Annotated in this window: 15 protein-coding genes; 8 read left to right on the plus strand and 7 right to left on the minus strand. The window is 71.7% G+C overall.

What is annotated here, in order from left to right; genetic code table 11:
* The first annotated feature begins 57 nt into the window (after positions 1 to 57).
* The 4 genes from ACIBJH_RS12270 to ACIBJH_RS12285 are packed head-to-tail and all read left to right on the plus strand — an operon-like array spanning position 58 to position 4,934.
* Positions 58 to 3,531 (plus strand): nitrate- and nitrite sensing domain-containing protein, encoded by a 3,474-nt coding sequence (locus ACIBJH_RS12270; protein WP_399116760.1) that lies wholly within the window; start codon positions 58 to 60, stop codon positions 3,529 to 3,531.
* Positions 3,528 to 3,965, plus strand: a complete 438-nt coding sequence (locus tag ACIBJH_RS12275) for a roadblock/LC7 domain-containing protein (protein ID WP_200714321.1) — start codon at positions 3,528 to 3,530, stop codon at positions 3,963 to 3,965. The genes ACIBJH_RS12270 and ACIBJH_RS12275 overlap by 4 nt, the downstream gene beginning before the upstream one ends.
* The gene (locus tag ACIBJH_RS12280) at positions 3,962 to 4,336 is read left to right on the plus strand and encodes a DUF742 domain-containing protein (RefSeq protein ID WP_200714322.1); all 375 of its coding nucleotides are present in this window, start codon (positions 3,962 to 3,964) and stop codon (positions 4,334 to 4,336) included. Before ACIBJH_RS12275 ends, ACIBJH_RS12280 begins: the two co-directional genes overlap by 4 nt.
* Entirely contained in the window at positions 4,317 to 4,934 is a 618-nt protein-coding gene (locus ACIBJH_RS12285; protein WP_399116761.1) for a GTP-binding protein, read from the plus strand. Before ACIBJH_RS12280 ends, ACIBJH_RS12285 begins: the two co-directional genes overlap by 20 nt.
* A 48-nt stretch (positions 4,935 to 4,982) precedes the next feature.
* On the opposite strand, the gene ACIBJH_RS12290 is transcribed toward ACIBJH_RS12285, so the two are convergent.
* A complete protein-coding gene (locus ACIBJH_RS12290) occupies positions 4,983 to 5,426 on the minus strand; it encodes a DUF4232 domain-containing protein (RefSeq protein ID WP_399116762.1) in 444 nt (147 codons plus the stop codon).
* Here ACIBJH_RS12290 and ACIBJH_RS12295 point away from each other — a divergent pair.
* Positions 5,398 to 5,628, plus strand: a complete 231-nt coding sequence (locus tag ACIBJH_RS12295; protein ID WP_399116763.1) for a hypothetical protein — start codon at positions 5,398 to 5,400, stop codon at positions 5,626 to 5,628. The genes ACIBJH_RS12290 and ACIBJH_RS12295 overlap by 29 nt on opposite strands.
* Positions 5,629 to 5,830: 202 nt before the next feature.
* Here ACIBJH_RS12295 and ACIBJH_RS12300 read toward each other — a convergent pair whose 3' ends face one another.
* From ACIBJH_RS12300 to ACIBJH_RS12315, 4 genes are all read right to left on the minus strand, one after another.
* On the minus strand, positions 5,831 to 6,781 hold the full coding sequence (locus ACIBJH_RS12300; RefSeq protein ID WP_399116937.1) for an NAD(P)-dependent oxidoreductase: 951 nt from the start codon (positions 6,779 to 6,781) through the stop codon (positions 5,831 to 5,833).
* Positions 6,782 to 7,277: 496 nt separating this feature from the next.
* Positions 7,278 to 8,690 carry a hypothetical protein gene (locus tag ACIBJH_RS12305; protein WP_399116764.1) on the minus strand — a complete coding sequence of 471 codons (1,413 nt, stop codon included), beginning with the start codon at positions 8,688 to 8,690 and terminating at the stop codon, positions 7,278 to 7,280.
* Between the two features lie 52 nt (positions 8,691 to 8,742).
* Entirely contained in the window at positions 8,743 to 9,135 is a 393-nt protein-coding gene (locus ACIBJH_RS12310) for a MazG-like family protein (RefSeq protein ID WP_399116765.1), read from the minus strand.
* A 23-nt stretch (positions 9,136 to 9,158) separates the two neighbouring features.
* The gene (locus tag ACIBJH_RS12315) at positions 9,159 to 9,749 is read right to left on the minus strand and encodes a DoxX family membrane protein (protein WP_399116767.1); all 591 of its coding nucleotides are present in this window, start codon (positions 9,747 to 9,749) and stop codon (positions 9,159 to 9,161) included.
* 122 nt (positions 9,750 to 9,871) lie between these two features.
* Between ACIBJH_RS12315 and ACIBJH_RS12320 the strand changes: the two genes are divergently transcribed.
* Together ACIBJH_RS12320 and ACIBJH_RS12325 are read left to right on the plus strand one after the other, a co-directional pair.
* The gene (locus tag ACIBJH_RS12320) at positions 9,872 to 10,198 is read left to right on the plus strand and encodes a nuclear transport factor 2 family protein (protein WP_399116768.1); all 327 of its coding nucleotides are present in this window, start codon (positions 9,872 to 9,874) and stop codon (positions 10,196 to 10,198) included.
* A gap of 72 nt (positions 10,199 to 10,270) precedes the next feature.
* Positions 10,271 to 11,260, plus strand: a complete 990-nt coding sequence (locus tag ACIBJH_RS12325) for an aldo/keto reductase (protein ID WP_399116769.1) — start codon at positions 10,271 to 10,273, stop codon at positions 11,258 to 11,260.
* A 213-nt stretch (positions 11,261 to 11,473) separates the two neighbouring features.
* On the opposite strand, the gene ACIBJH_RS12330 is transcribed toward ACIBJH_RS12325, so the two are convergent.
* Together ACIBJH_RS12330 and ACIBJH_RS12335 are read right to left on the minus strand one after the other, a co-directional pair.
* Positions 11,474 to 12,208: an ABC transporter ATP-binding protein gene (locus tag ACIBJH_RS12330; protein WP_359613884.1), complete on the minus strand. Its 735-nt coding sequence runs from the start codon at positions 12,206 to 12,208 to the stop codon at positions 11,474 to 11,476.
* A 96-nt stretch (positions 12,209 to 12,304) separates the two neighbouring features.
* On the minus strand, positions 12,305 to 13,771 hold the full coding sequence (locus ACIBJH_RS12335; protein ID WP_399116770.1) for an ABC transporter permease: 1,467 nt from the start codon (positions 13,769 to 13,771) through the stop codon (positions 12,305 to 12,307).
* A 275-nt stretch (positions 13,772 to 14,046) separates the two neighbouring features.
* On the opposite strand from ACIBJH_RS12335, the gene ACIBJH_RS12340 reads away from it, so the two are divergent.
* Positions 14,047 to 15,225, plus strand: coding sequence for a D-alanyl-D-alanine carboxypeptidase family protein (locus ACIBJH_RS12340; RefSeq protein ID WP_399116771.1), 1,179 nt, complete (start codon positions 14,047 to 14,049; stop codon positions 15,223 to 15,225).
* Positions 15,226 to 15,304 lie beyond the last annotated feature (79 nt).

Below are 15,304 nucleotides of genomic sequence, written 5' to 3' on the forward strand. Positions count from 1 at the left end.
GCAGTTCCTCACCGCAGCCCGCCTCCATCGTCGCGCCGTCGGACACCGGTGGGTGAAGTGAGCAGACACCGGGACACGTCCGCGCAGACCGGACCCGGTAGCGGTCGCGGGCGCAGCATCCGCGCCTCGCTCATCACGCTCGCGGTGGTGCCGGCGGCGGCGATGGTCCTGCTCTGGGTCAGTGGTTCCTTCGCGCTGTTCGACCAGTGGCACCAGTCCAACAACGTCGGGCAGGCGGCGAAGACCACCTACGCCCTGCAGCCCGCGATCGGCGAGTTCCAGAAGGAACGGCAGCTGACGGTCGGGCTGTTGGCCTCGCACGGCAGCCGTGCCGCGCTGGAGGCGCAGCGGCGCAGGACCGATGCCGTACTGGCCGGATTCCGCAAGGCGGACGCCGCCTCCGGCGGTGTCGGATCGGCGCAGTACCGGGCCCAGTTGGGCACCGTACGCAAGCGGCTCACCGCGCTGACCGCCGAACGGACCGCCGTCGACGGCGGGAAGAGCACCCGGCAGCAGGCCTACACCGCCTACTCCGACGCCGTGTCCTCGGCGCTGAACCTCTTCGGGATGCTGAGCACCGACAGCGGCGACGCGGCCACCGCGGCCGACGCCGGGCACGCGCTGGCGTTCCTGCGCGGCACGGAGGCCCTCTCGCAGGAGCAGGCGATCCTCGGCGGGGTCGCCGCGTCCGGGAAGCTGAGCGTCCAGGAACGGTCGGCGCTGGCGGCGGCCGAGGCCGTCCGGGTCTCCGTGCTGTCCAACGAGGTGGAGCCGTACCTGCCCACGGAGATGGGCGCGGCGCTGGACAAGGTCACGGGCGGCCGGGACTGGGCGGCCATGACGGCCTTCGAGACGGCCGTCGCGTCGGCGTCCGCCGGGCACGACGGCACGATCGCGGTGCCGCACACCACGGCCGACCGCGCGGCGGCCCCGGCACGGGTGACCGGCGGGGTGCAGGCGGTCGAGGGTCAGTTCCTGTACAAGGTCACCGGCGACTCCCAGGACCGGACCCACCAGGTGCTCGTCAAGGCGCTGTTGGGCAGTGCGCTCGCCCTGGTCGCCGTACTCGCCGTCGCCCTGCTGTCCTGGCGCATCACCCGCTCCCTCCTCGGCCGGATGTCCGGCCTGCGCGCCGAGACCCTCGAACTCGCCGAGGAACGACTGCCCGAGCTGATCACCCGGCTGCGCACCCAGGGCAAACGCGCCGAACTCGACGATCTGCCCGAACTCGACTACGGCACCGACGAGTTGGGCAAGGTCGCGGAAGCCTTCAACAGCGCTCAGCGGACCGCGGTGAGCGTCGCGCTGGAACAGGCCTCGCTGCGCGAGGGCGCGCGGCTGGTCTTCCACAACATGTCCCGCCGTATCCAGCTCCTCGTGCACCGTCAGCTCACGGTCATCGACTCCATGGAACGCAAGGAGCAGGATCCCCAACTCCTCGCCGAGCTCTACCGCGTGGACCACCTCGCCACCCGGATGCGACGCAACGCGGAGAGCCTCACCGTGCTGTCCGGCGCGGCCCCCAGACGCCGCTGGAAGCAGGCGGTGCCACTCTCGGACCTGCTGCGCAGCGCGGTGTCCGAGATCGAGGGCTACACCCGCGTCGTCGTCGAACCCCTCCCGCCCATAGCGGTGTTGGGCCCGGCGGTCGGCGACACCATCCACCTCATGGCCGAACTCATCGAGAACGGCGTGACGTTCTCCCCGCCGCACACCGAAGTACGCGTCCGCGCACTGCCGGTGGCGCAGGGGTACGCCGTCGAGGTCGAGGACCGGGGGCTCGGCCTCGCGGTGGACGAGTACGCGGCGGCGAACGAACTTCTGCACCACCCGAAGGACTTCAGCTTCACCACCCTCGGCGAGGACCCGCGCCTGGGCCTCTTCACGGTCGGCCACCTCGCCCAGCGCCACGGCATCACCGCCAGCCTCCAGGCCTCGTCGTACGGCGGATCGCTCGCCGTGGTCGTACTGCCGCAGGCGCTCACCGAGCCGGTCGCCGACGGCATACCGTCCCCCCTGGACGCCCGCGCGGAACGCCACCTGGCGTCGGTGGCGGGTTCCCCCACCGACCCGTTCCCGGCCCCCGGCCAGCCCACCGGCCCGGTCGGCGGCCCGCCCCGCGCGGGAGTGACGCCGGGCGGCATGCCGATGCGCACCCGCCGCACCCGGAACGCCTCGGCGGCGGGCCCCGTCGTCACCGCCACGACACCGTCCCACGAGGACACGCCCTCCTACGGGGCCGCACCGTCCCAGGAGACCGCGCCGACCTACGACGAAGCGCCTTCCCGCGAGACCACGCCCTCCTATGAGGCGGCGCCTTCCCACGAGGCCGGGCCCTTCGCCGGCTCGCGCGCGGGGGACACGCCGTCCGAGGGGCCGCGCACGGGAGATGCGCCGACGCCGGGTGACATGCCGTTCGTGGGTTCGCGCGCGGGGGACATCCCCTCCGGGGCCTCTCGCGCCGGGGACATGCCGTCCGCAGGGTCCCGAGCAGGGGACCTGCCCTCGACCGGGTCCCGAGCGAGAGACCTGCCGTCCACAGGTTCACGCATCGGGGAGATGCGGGCCCTGGGATCCCGCAAGGGGGGCGCGCCGTCCCCGGGTTCCCGCGCGGGGGAGACGCCGTCCCTGGGCTTCCAGGCGGGGGACGCGAGGTCTGTGGATTCTCGTACTGGGGAGGTGCGGTCCCCGGGTTCACAGGCGGGGGACGCGCCGTACTCGGGCTCCCGCACCGGCGGGATGCCGTCCGTGGGTTCCCGCACCGGAGAGATGCGGTCCCTGGGTTCCGAGGCGGGGGACGCGCCGTACTCGGGCTCCCGCACTGGCGGGATGCCGTCCGCGGGTTCCCGCAGCGGAGAGATGCGGTCGCCGGGTTCGCAGGCGGGGGATGCGCCGTACTCGGGCTCCCGCACCGGCGAGCCGCCGTCTGCGGGGCATCGCATCGGAGAGATACGGCCCCTTGGCTCCCAGGCGGGTGACGCACCCTCCGCGGGCTCCCGCACCGGTGAGATGCCGTCCGCGGGTTCCCCCGCCCGGGAGACGCCGCCTACTGGTCTCTACGCCGGTGATTCGGCTTCCGTCAGTTTCCGGGCCGAGGGCGCCTTGCCCAGCGGGTCTCGTCCCGGTGGCGGCTCGTCGTCGCTCGGGGCCCGGTCGGGAGGCGTGCCCGGCTCGGGTGCCCGGAGTGGTTCCGGGCGGCTGCCTCGGCGGGTGCGGCAGGCCAATCTCGCGCCGCAGTTGCGGGACCGGGTCGTGGAGGCCGACGGTGACCACGGGCCGGGGCGGGAGGCGGAGCGGCGGCCGGAGCAGGCGCGGTCGATGCTCGCCGCGCTCCGGGACGGTACCCGCCGGGCCCGCGCCCAGGAGGAAGTGCCCATGCCCGCCTGGCCGTCGGCGATGCGCGGGGAAGGCTCCGCGCCCGGCCGGCCGCCCGCCCCGCAGGACGAGTTCCCGTCGGCCGACTGGCCCACCACCCCGCCCGAGCGGCGTCAGCTGCCCACCCGTCCCCGTCCGACAAGGAACAACCCATGACTGCGCCCAACACCACGCACGGCGGACTGGCCTGGCTGCTGGACAACCTGATCGAGCGGATCCCCGAGACCCTGCACGCCATCGTCCTGTCGGAGGACGGACTCCTCGTCGGTTCCTCCGAGAAGCTCGCCCAGGAGGACGCCGAGCAACTCGCCGCCATTTCCTCGGGAGTTCACTCGCTCGCGCTCGGCACGAGCCGCCACTTCGGCGGCGGCCGGGTGCAGCAGACCGTCATCGAGATGGACGATCTGTTTCTCTTTGTGACCACCGCGGGCGGAGGTGCCCGGCTCGCCGTGCTCGCCACCTCCGAGGTGGACGTCGGCAACGTCGGCTACGAAATGACCATGGTCGTACGGCAGGTGGGGCAGTTCCTCAGCGCGGCCCCCCGGTTCCCGGAGTACAGCGGTGTGCCCTTCGCGGGTGAGCATGAATGAGACATTGGTCGGAGGAAGATCCCTGGGAGGACGAAGACCCCGCGCTGCTCGTCCGCCCGTACACGGTGACCGGCGGCCGCACCCCGACCGCCCACTCCGGCATCGAGCTGATCACCCTGATCAGCACGGTCCGGCCGCCCACCCGCGATCAGCGCCTCCAGCCCGAACAGAACCGGCTGCTCGCGCTCTGCCGTACCCCTACGGCGCTCGTGGAGGTCGCCGCCCGGCTCGATCTGCCCGTCGCGGTGATCCGGGTCCTCCTCGATGACCTGCTGGACAACGAACTCGTCTCCGTCTCCCCGCCCACCGCGGCCGGTACTCCCGACGCCCGTTTCCTCCAGGCAGTGATCGATGGCATTCGCAGAATCTGACCGCCGCGCCACCACCGTCGCGCCCAACGCCGCCACGGCCAAGATCCTCGTCGCGGGCGGCTTCGGCGTCGGCAAGACCACGCTCGTCGGCGCGATCAGCGAGACGACGCCGTTGCGCACCGAAGAACTCATCACCGAGGCCAGCGTCGGCATCGACAACCTCGCCGGCGTCGAGCAGAAGACCACGACCACGGTCGCCATGGACTTCGGCCGGATCACGCTGAGTTCGGCCCTCGTGGTCTATCTCTTCGGCGCCCCGGGCCAGGACCGGTTCTGGTTCATGTGGGACGACCTGTCCCGCGGCGCGCTCGGCGCGGTCGTCCTCGCCGACACCCGGCGGCTGGAGAGCTGTTTCCCGTCCGTCGACTTCTTCGAGCACCGCGGCATCCCCTTCGCCGTGGGCGTCAACTGCTTCAACGGCGTCTGCGAGGAGGACCCCGAGGAGATCCGCACCGCCCTCGACCTCGCCCCCGACATCCCGCTCGTCCTGTGCGACGCGCGCGACCGGGAGTCGGTGAAGTCGGTCCTGCTCGCCCTCCTCGAACACGTCATGCGGGGCCTGGCGGTGGAGGCGTCGGGCGACCGCCAGTCGGTGTAGCCGTACGGCCGGGCGTCCGGTCGTACGGCCAACCGTGCGGTCGTACGGTCAGGAGGGCTTCGTCGCCGTCACGGCGGTCGCGGTCAGTGTGCCGTCGCACTCCGCGAACTGCCCGTCGTCGAGGGCGACTTGGTGTTTCCCGGCGCCGGGCAGTCCGATCACCATCGTCGGGTAGATCACCGGTGCCGACCCCGACTCGCAGTAGCCGTCCCCCTCGCCCTGCACCTGCACGAAGGTCAGCTTCAGCCAGGCCTGGCCGCCGGGCGACAGCTTCACGGGGGAGGCGGAGCCGGTGGGGGTGACCTTCAGGGGGACGTTGAGTTCCGGGGAGCCGTTCGCGGCACCCGCGACCGTGGGGTGGCCCTGGAGGACGCACGACTTGGCGGTGGTGTTGGTGAACTGCACGATCGCCGCCCCGGTTCCGGTACCGGCCGGGCGGTCGGCGGCCTGGTAGGCGATCGCCTTGAGCGAGGCCGCCGCGCAGGTCTTCACCGCGCTGCCCCCGGGCCCGGACGACCCCGTGGATCCGGAGGTCCCCGTGGACCCAGAGGATCCGGACGACCCCGTGGACCCCGTGGACCCCGTGGACCCCGTTGATCCGGAAGTACCCGTGGACCCGGAGGAGATGGGGGAGGCGGTCGCGGTCGGCGACTGTGACGACACGTCGGACCCGGTGTCCGTGTCGCCCGGCTGACATGCCGTCATCACCAGTGCCGCCGACAGTGCGGCCGTAGCCATCGCGGCCCTGCGGATGCTGCTCTTCTGCATGACGTCCCCCGAGTTCGGTTCGTGCGACCGGACTTGCCGGCATTTCGGCGGGGGAGACAGTTCAGGGCGTGCACCCGGTTTCCTCTGTGTGTCCGCTGTGTCCTGGCTGTGACGAGATCAAGGCCGGATCAGGACGACCCGGTCGGCCTCCCGTCCGTCCCCGCCTCGAAGCTCGCGAAGTACGCCGCCGCCATGTCCTCGTCGCCGTGCCCCTGTGCCGCCGCCCGCGCGAACCGTTCCGCGCCCGCCGCCGCCACGTCGAGGCGGACGCCGTGAGCCGCGCCGGCCTGGACGATCAGTCGGGCGTCCTTCTCCGCCGTCGAGACCGCGAAACTCGCCGGAGTCAGCTGGTCGCCCAGGATCGCGGCCGACTTGGCGTGCAGATAGCCCATGTCGAGGGGGCCGCCCGCGATGAGGTCGAGGAAGTTCTGCGGGTTCACGCCCAGGCCCTTGGACAGGGCCAGGGCCTCGCCCGCCGCGTTCGTCACGGCGAGGACCCAGCTGTTGGAGACCAGCTTCAGGCGGGTCGCGGTGGCCGCGGCGCCGTCCTCGCCGACCCACATCGTGCGGGCGCCGACCGCGTCGAAGACCGGGGTGACCGTCGCGCGGCCGGACTCCGGGCCCGCCGCCAGGACCGTCAACTGACCGGCCTCGGCGGGCTGGCGGGTGCCGAGCACGGGGGCGTCGTAGAAGACCAGGTCGTGGCGGCCGGCGAACGCGGCCAGTTCGGCCACCGATTCGAGGCCCGAGGTCGTCGACTGGATCCACGCGGTGCCGGGGCGCAGGACGGGCGCGGCCTCGCGCATCACATCGAGGACGGTGTCGCCGTCGTAGAGCATGGTGAGGACCACGTCCGCGTCGCGTACGGCCTCCGCCACGGTGTCGGTGACGTGCGCGCCGTCGGCGGAGAGCGGGTCGGCCTTGGCGCGGGTGCGGTTCCAGGCGTGGACGGTGTGTCCGGCGCGGGCGAGGTTACGGGCCATCGCGGCGCCCATGATGCCGGTACCCAGGACGCCTACGGTGAGCTTCTCGGTGGTCATGACTCGGCTTTCGTCCTCGACGGTGTTGTCGAGGACCAGGGTGCCAGGGTGACGCGCGCACAGCCTCCCGGCGGCGCGGGCGGCACCCGCCGGCTTCGGGCCGGGCCCGCGGTACCTGTCCTGGGCGCGGGGCGCGCCGCCGTGGGGCGGGCGCCCGGTACCTGTCCTGGGCGCGGGGCGCGCCGCCGTGGGGCGGGCGCCCGGTACCCGTCCTGGGCGCGCGGCCCGCCGCCGTGGGGCGGTCGCGCGGCACCCGTCGTTTCTGACCGCGCAGGTGTTTTCACTCGGCTTCGGGCCGGGCGCCTGGTACCCGTCCTGGGCGCGCGGCCCGCCGCCGTGGGCCGGGCGCGCGGTACCCGTCACCTGTGACCGCGCGCGTGTTCTCCACTCGGCTTTGGCCGGGAGCTCGGCACGGGCCGCTCCTGGCCGCCCGCAAGTCGCCGCGTGCCAGCGCTGATTGTGAGCTGCCTCCCCCCGTAAGCCGCCGCGTGTCAGCCGGTGATCGTGAGCTGTCCCCCCCGTGAGCCGCCGCCCGTCAGCCCGTGACCGTGAACCAGGTCGAGCGGGACTTCTGCCACTCCGGGTGGGTGAGGTCCTTCGCCTCGGTGCCGTCGCCGTAGAGGTCGGCCGCGCCGTCGTCGGTGATCAGCTGGGCACGGGCGCCCGCCGCCGTCAGGTCCGGTACGTCGACGACCGCCTCCCAGGCGCCCGGGTCCGTGGTCGGCAGGTCGCGCAGCTTGACCGGCCTGTCGGCCGCGTTGCCGGTCCAGGAGTAGAGGGCGTACGGGTCGGAGTTGTCGTCGGCGGCCCAGGAACCGGCGACGATCAGGTACTGGTTCGCCGCGTTCTTGCGGATGTCGCGCACCGAGAGACCGCCGAGGTCCAGCTCGACCGGCGTGCCGAAGGTCGCCGCCGTGCCGTTCGCCACCACCTTGTCGATGTTGGTGACCGGGACCAGGAGTGCCTTGCCTCCTGCCACTGCCGGGGCCAGCGGCGCGCGGAAACCGACGTACGCCGTGGTCGTCGAACCGGGCGCGAACTCCAGGCCCTCCACGTTGAACCCGTCGATCTCCTTGGGTACTTGACCGTCCGCCGTGTCCGCCGCGAAGCCGTACCTGTTGCCGTTCGCCTTGTCCCAGGCCACCAGGTCGTCGCGCAGCTTGCCGTACGAACTGCCGTAGGAGAGAGCCGTGTTGGCGCCGCTGCCGGTCACCTCGGTGGTGAAGACCGTGTTGCGGGCGGCCTTGTACTCGCCGTCCTTGTTGTTGCCGAGCGAGCCGGTCCAGTAGATCGTGTCGCCGACGCGGGCCGCGCCCTCGATGTCGATCTCCTTGTCGACGCCGATGTCGTCGCTGAAGTCCCAGGTCTTGACGGGGGCGCCGGACGCCGAACGGTCGTACAGGCGCAGGACGTTGGACTCGTCGTCCGCTACGACGACGTAGCCGCCGCCCACGTCGACCGCGGCGGAGGCGTCGCTGGAGCCGGTCAAGTAGCGGGTGTCGGCGGGCTGTTGGACGGAGGCGGAGGCCGCGTAGTGCAGGGTCTTGGTGGCCGTCTTGCCGCCGAGGCCGGTGACCTTCACGGTCAGGTCGGTGTAGCCCTGCGCGGCCGCCGCCACGGCGAGTTGACGGGTGGCGCCGGTGCCGGTGACGGTCACCGCGCTCGTCGGTGCCACGGACGTCTTGCTGCTCTTGCTCGCCGCGACCGTCAACGCGCCGACGTCCGCGCCACTTTGGGCGACCGTCACCTGGACCGTCGGATCGCCGACGCCGCCCACCGCGCCCGAGAGGTAGGAGGCCGAGAGGGAGATGGTCGGTGTGCCGTAACTCGCCGCGTGCGCCTGGGTGTTGAAGCTCAGGCCCAGGGCGGCGAGGGCGAGGCAGGTGCCCGCCACGGTGACCGTCCTGCGCCCGTTGGAGAAAACTCCGTCGGAAGCTCCGCTGGACAATGTGTAGTCCTGCACTGGGACCCCTTCGTCGGCTCGGTGTCGACGAGAAGGCTCAGCGGATCTCACCAACTCCGCGCGGCGCGGGCAGGTCCTGAGGGTGAACAACGGCGGACGGGCCGAGGGAGCGTTCCCTGACCCGGGCCAGGTGGCGGGTGAAGACCTCCTGCGCGTCGGGGGTCAGGGTGCGCAGCGCGATCAGCGCGGTGATCACGACGTCGCACAGTTCGGCCTGCACGTCGTCCCAGGTGTGGGTGACGCCCTTGCGGGGGTTCTGGCCGGTCACCCCGATCACCGCCTCGGAGACCTCGCCGACCTCCTCGGACAGCTTCAGGATGCGCAGGAGGAGCCCCTCCCGGCCGTCGAGGGGACGGTTCGTGTCCACCCAGGTCCAGAGGTCCTCGATACCGGTCCAGAGCCCGGCGGGCTGGTCCTTCTGATCACTCATGGATCCAGCCTGCCATCAGGTCCCTACGCGTCGGACCACCCCCTGCTGCCGAAGAGCGCGTCCGCCTCGTCGAACAGCGTCTCCTGCCCGAACTCCGCCGCCCCCGCACCCCGCACCCGCCGGTTGCGCATCCCGACCACCACGGCCGTCGCCGCCCCGGTCACCGCGAGCGCGACCGGGACCATCCAGCCCCGGTTCACCGCGTGGCCGAGCGCGTGGTCCAGGGAGAGACGGCCCGGGCCCGTGACTGCGAGACCGGCCGCGGTCAGGGCGAGGGACGCCGCGTACTCGTAGCCGCCGGCCGCCGCGAAGAAGCCGTTTGGCTTGCTCACCGCGGCGGCGCCGACCATCGCACCGGCCGCCGCCGCGCCCGCCGCCGGAGTCGCCAGGCCCACCGCGAGGAGGGCGCCGCCGCCCGCCTCCGCGAGGCCCGCCATCGTGGCGCTCTGCCTGCCGGGGGAGTAGCCCATCGCCTCCATGGCCGCGCCGGTGCCCTCGATCCCGCCCCCGCCGAACCAGCCGAACAGCTTCTGCGAACCGTGCGCGGCCAGCACCCCGCCGGTACCCAGCCGGAGCAGCAGCAGGCCCAGATCTTGTCGGTCGTAACAGGTCACGGTGACTCCCCGGACGGACGGCGCGGACGGTCCCTCCACCGTCGCATCCCTGGTGTCCGGCGGGCGGGTTCGCGCGGCCGTTCGGGTGGCGGCCCCCGAGGAACGGTGTGAGTCTGGCCCGCATGACGATTCAGCCAGCCAAACTCAGCGATCCGTCCGTCCGGGCCTTCGTCAGCGCCGTGAACGCCCATGACCGCGACGCCTTCCTGGCGCTGCTCGCGCCCGGCGCGACGATGGCGGACGACGGCTCCGACCGTGACCTCGCGGAGTGGATCGACCGGGAGATCTTCTCCTCCCACGGCCACATGGAGGTCGACCGCGAGTCGAACGGCGGCCGGGCCCTCGTGGCCCGCTACTCCAACGACGCCTGGGGCGAGATGCGCACCCGGTGGAGTTTCACGGTCGGCGAGGACGGCCGGATCGCCCGCTTCGAGACCGGGCAGGCGTAGAAGTATCGGTCGGCCCGTCCGACGTAAAAACCCTTGCCTTGGTGTGCACTCCAACTCCTAGTGTCCGCAGGCATGGAGACGAACGGCAGGACTCTCGGACGCACCGGTATCGACGTGAGCGCTCTCGGCTTCGGCTGCTGGGCCATCGGCGGGGAGTGGCAGGACGCGAGCGGGCAGCCGCTGGGCTGGGGCAAGGTCGACGACGAGGAGTCCGTACGGGCGGTCCGGCGCGCCCTCGACCTGGGGGTCACCTTCTTCGACACCGCCGACACCTACGGCGCCGGGCACAGCGAGCGTGTCCTCGGCCGCGCGCTCGGCAAGCGCCGCGACGATGTCGTCCTCGCCACCAAGTGGGGCAACGTCTTCGACGAGGAGACCCGCACGCTCACCGGCTCCGACGACTCCCCGGAGTACGCCCGCCGCGCGCTCACCGCGTCGCTGGAGCGGCTCGGCACCGACCACGTCGACCTCTACCAACTGCACCTGTCCGACGCCGACTTGGGGCGTGCGGCTCAACTCCGGGACCAGTGCGAGGAGTTCGTGCGGGAGGGGCTGATCCGGGCCTACGCCTGGAGCACCGACGACCCCGCGCGCGCCGCCGTGTTCGCCGAGGGGGAGCACTGCGCTGCCGTACAGCACGCGGCGAACGTGTTCCAGGACGCGCCCGAAATGTTCGCGCTGTGCGAGGAGTTGGGGCTCGCGAGCATCAACCGCAGCCCCCTGGCGATGGGGCTGCTCACCGGCAAGCAGGCCGCCGGGCGGACCCTGGAGGCCGGCGACATCCGCAACACCCCGCCCGCCTGGATGCAGGGCTTCAAGCAGGGCGCCGGGGCCGACGAGGACTGGGTCGCCCGGGTCGACGCCCTGCGCGAGATCCTCACCTCCGAGGGCCGTACGTCCGCCCAGGGCGCCCTCGCCTGGCTGTGGGCGCGCAGCCCGCGCACCGTCCCGATCCCGGGCTTCCGCTCGGTCGCCCAGGCCGAACAGAACGCGGGCGCGATCGCGAAGGGGCCGCTCAGCGCGGGGCAGGTGGCGGAGATCGATCGGGTGCTGGGGCGGTAGGCGGTTCGACGGGAGGGCGACAGCGGGCGGCCGGTCCCTGCCGTTGGGGAGCGCGGGCGCGGCGGCGGAGGAGCGGCTCACCGCCGGTCGGTCGGCCTCGGCCGTACGAGAACGCCGGGGTGATCGCCGAAGGGCCGCTCACCGCCGGGCAGTTGGCCGAGATCGACCAGGTGCCCGGGAGGTGAACGGCCCCGACGGGGTCAACGGGCGGGCTCAGTAACCCTGGTTGCCGTGCTGTGCGTACTGCTGCTGGGGGGTGAACTGGCCGCCCCGCCCCTGTTCGGTCAGCGTGATCTGGCCGGCCTTGATGGTGGCCAGGCGCGGGGCGCGGCGGGCGATGGACGAGTCGTGGGTGACCATGATGAAGGTCAGCCCGTACTCGTGCCAGAGGCCTTCGAGCAGGCCCATGATGTCGTCGCGGGTGCCCTCGTCGAGGTTGCCGGTGGGCTCGTCGGCGAGGAGCACCTTCGGCTTCTTCACCAGCGCGCGGGCGATCGCGACGCGCTGCTGCTGGCCGCCGGACAGCTCGGAGGGGGCGTGCTTGAGGCGGTCGCCGAGGCCGACCGAGGTGAGGGCCTCGGCCGCCCGCTCGCGGCGTTCCGCCGGCTTGACGCCGAGCGGGACCAGGGCCGTCTCGACGTTCTCCTGCGCGGTGAGCGTCGGGATGAGGTTGAAGGACTGGAAGATGATGCCGATCTTCTCGGCCCGCAGCCGCGTCAGCTTGGCCTCGCTGATGGTGGCGAGGTTGACGCCGTCCAGCTCGACACTGCCCTCGGTGGGGCGGTCCAGGCCGCCGATCATCTGCAGCAGCGTCGACTTGCCGCCGCCGGTGGGGCCCTGGATGACGAGCTGGTCGCCGTCCTCGATCGTCAGGTCGACGCCGCGCAGCGCCTCGACCGTCTCCTTGCCCCGCGTGTAGCGCTTGGTGACGCCGGTGAGCTTGTACATGGGATCTCCGTCGATGAGTCCGTGAAGAAGAAGAGAGTTGGGGCGCCGCCTCCCGGGGGGAGTGGAGGCGGCGCCCCGGATCAAGGGGGGCAGCGGCTAGGAGACGCTGCGCAGGGCGTCCGCCGGGCGCATCCGGGAGGCGCGCCAGCCGCCCATCGCGCCGGCGATCAGCCCGCCGGTGACGGCCAGGCCCACCGCGAGGGCGATGGTGGTCAGCGAGACCGGCGCGTTCAGGGCGATCTCCAGGGTGTTCTGGGTGGCCTGCTGGCCGGGGCCGCCGCCCTGACCGCCGCCGGGGCCGCCCTGGCCGCCACCGCCGGTGTTGCCGAGCTGCGCGGTCAGCTTGGGGCTGATCGCGGTGACCGTGTAGGCCGCTGCGAGGCCCAGCGCGATACCGAGACCGCCGCCGATCAGACCGTTGACCATGGACTCGCCGACGACCTGCCGGGTGACCTTGCGGCTCGGCCAGCCGAGCGCCTTGAGGGTGCCGAACTCACGCACCCGGCGGGACACCGCGGAGGAGGTGAGCAGCGCGGCCACCAGGAACGCGGCGATGAGGACCGCGATGGACAGCCACTTGCCGACGCTGGTCGCCAGGTTGGAGGCGGTGGACAGCGAGCCGGACACGGTGGACGCGAGGTCGGCGGAGGTGGTGACCGTCGTACCCGAGATGTTCTTCTGGATGGTCGTCTTGACGGTCGAGATCTGCTTGGAGTCGGTCGCCTTGACGTAGATCGTGGTGACCTTGTTCTTCGAGTCGCCCAGCGTCTGCGCCTGCTTCAGCGGCAGGTACACGTCGATCGTGGACTCGCTGCTGTTGGGCGTCGCGATGCCGATGACCGTGAACTTGGTGCTGGAGATCTTGAAGGTCGAACCGACCTTGTACTTCTTCGACTTGGCGTACGAGGCGCTGATGACGGCGACCTTCGCGTTGGTCTGCGAGGTCGTGAACGTCTTGCCGGAGGTGATCTTCGACGTGGACAGCGGGCCGAGCGTCTGGTTGGTGACGTCGATGCCGGCGACCGAGTACGAGTTCACGTTGAAGTTGGCGCCGCCGCCCTGGACCTGGGGCGCGCCGGTGCTGCCGGTTCCGCCACCGCCGCCGGGGCCGCCCTGCTGGGAGGAGCCGGAGGTGGTGGAGGACTTCGCCTTGCCCTGGGTGAAGGAGCCGTCGACCTTGGTGACGTTCAGGGTGAGCGAGCCGACCGCGGCGGACACGCCCTTCTGCGCGGCGACCTTGGTGACCAGAGAGGACGCGAGGACCTGACCGCCCTGCGTGTTCACCCGGTCCGAGCTCTGTGAGCTGCTGGTGGAGGTGCCGCCGAACTTGAAGCTGGGACCCTGTGAGCTGCCGGCCTTGGGGGCCGACTGCGCCTTGGTCACGGTCATGTCGGTTCCGAGACCGTACAGAGACTTGAGGACCTTGTCCTGAGCCTGATTCATGCCGGCCGACACCGAGTTGACGGTGATGACCAGCGCGATACCGAGCGCCAGACCCATGGCGATGACCAGGGCCGCCTTCTTGCGCCGGCTCAGCTCGCGCTTGAGATAGATGCCAAACATCCCATTCCCCAAAGGTTCTTGGCGCCCGCTGTGGGCGCGGCCACAAGCTATGGAGGAACCTTTGAGTCGACCTGAGTAAAGGATGTGTCTGGCCTGAGAAAAAGACGCCCGAAATCAGAATTGTGTCAGACAGCTCATTCCTAAGCTGCGGAGGGCTTCCTGCCAGGAAACCCCAGTTCAATGGCGTGTTGGTGTGGGGTGCCGCGCCTTGGCCACGACGTCTTTTCGCCACCCCCGCCGTGCACCGCCCGGCCTCGATTTTGTACGGTCCCCGGATGCGCGATTCCTCTCGGCTCACCCGGCGTGCCGCCCTCGGTCTGACCGCCGCCGCCCTTCCCGTGGCGGCGGCCGCTCCCGCGTCCGCGGCGACAGTGATAGGCGGTGAGCGTCTGGCCCGCGACGGGATCCAGACGAGTGGTGCCACCGGTCTGCCCAAGAAGCTCACCGCCCGTTCCTGGCTCGTCGCCGACCACAAGACCGGCGAGGTGCTCGCCTCGTACCGCGCGCATCAGCGTCTCGCGCCCGCGTCCACGCTGAAGATGCTGTTCGCCGACACCGTGCTGGGGAAGTTCGAGCGGACCCGGACCTACCGGGTCACCGACGCCGACCTCGCCGATGTCCCCTCCGGCTCCAGCATGGTCGGCGTCAAGCCCGGCATCACCTACACCGTCCACCAGCTGTGGCAGGGCGTCTTCCTCCGCTCCGGCAACGACGCCGTGCATGTGCTGTCCCACATGAACGGCGGGATCGCCAAGACGGTCGCCGAGATGCAGGCCAAGGCGAAGGACCTCCAGGCCCTGGACACGCATGTGGTGAGCCCGGACGGCTTCGACCACCCCGGGCAGGTCTCCTCGGCGTACGACCTCACCCTCTTCGCCCGGCACGGCCTGCACGACGAGGACTTCGGCGCCTACTGCTCCACCAGGACCGCGAACTTCCCGGCCGGCGGCAAGAAGACCTTCCAGATCCAGAACACCGACCGCCTGCTCACCGGCGCCTACGGACTGCGCCCGTACAAGGGCATGATCGGCGTCAAGAACGGCTACACCAGCCACGCCGGAAACACCTTCACGGGCGCCGCCACCCGCGACGGCCGCACCCTCCTGGTGACCGTGATGCACCCGGCCAACGGCGGCAACGAGGTCTACAAGGAGACCGAGGCGCTGCTCGACTGGGGCTTCGGGAAAGGGAGTTCGGCCAAGGCGGTGGGCACGCTGGTCGATCCGCTGAGCGAGGGCGGGGCGAGCGCGAGCCCGACGCCGTCGGGGAAGGGTGCCAAGGGGGCTCCGGGGGCCACGGGCGCGGCGGCCTCGTCGGCGGACGGTACTTCGCCGTGGCATCTGCTGGAGGGCGCGGCCGGGACGGTGGTCGTGCTCGCGGGCGGCGCGTTCGCGCTGCGGAGGCGGCGGGCGGCCGCAGCGGCGGCGAAGTCCCGTGAGGAAGACGGGAGTTGAACTGTGCGACAGCCGTTCCACCGCCCGGTGTGACACCTCGCGGTCCCACGCGAGGCCCACTCCCACCCGGGCAGTGGAA

The organism is Streptomyces sp. NPDC050548 (assembly GCF_044457385.1).
GTDB lineage: Bacteria > Actinomycetota > Actinomycetes > Streptomycetales > Streptomycetaceae > Streptomyces.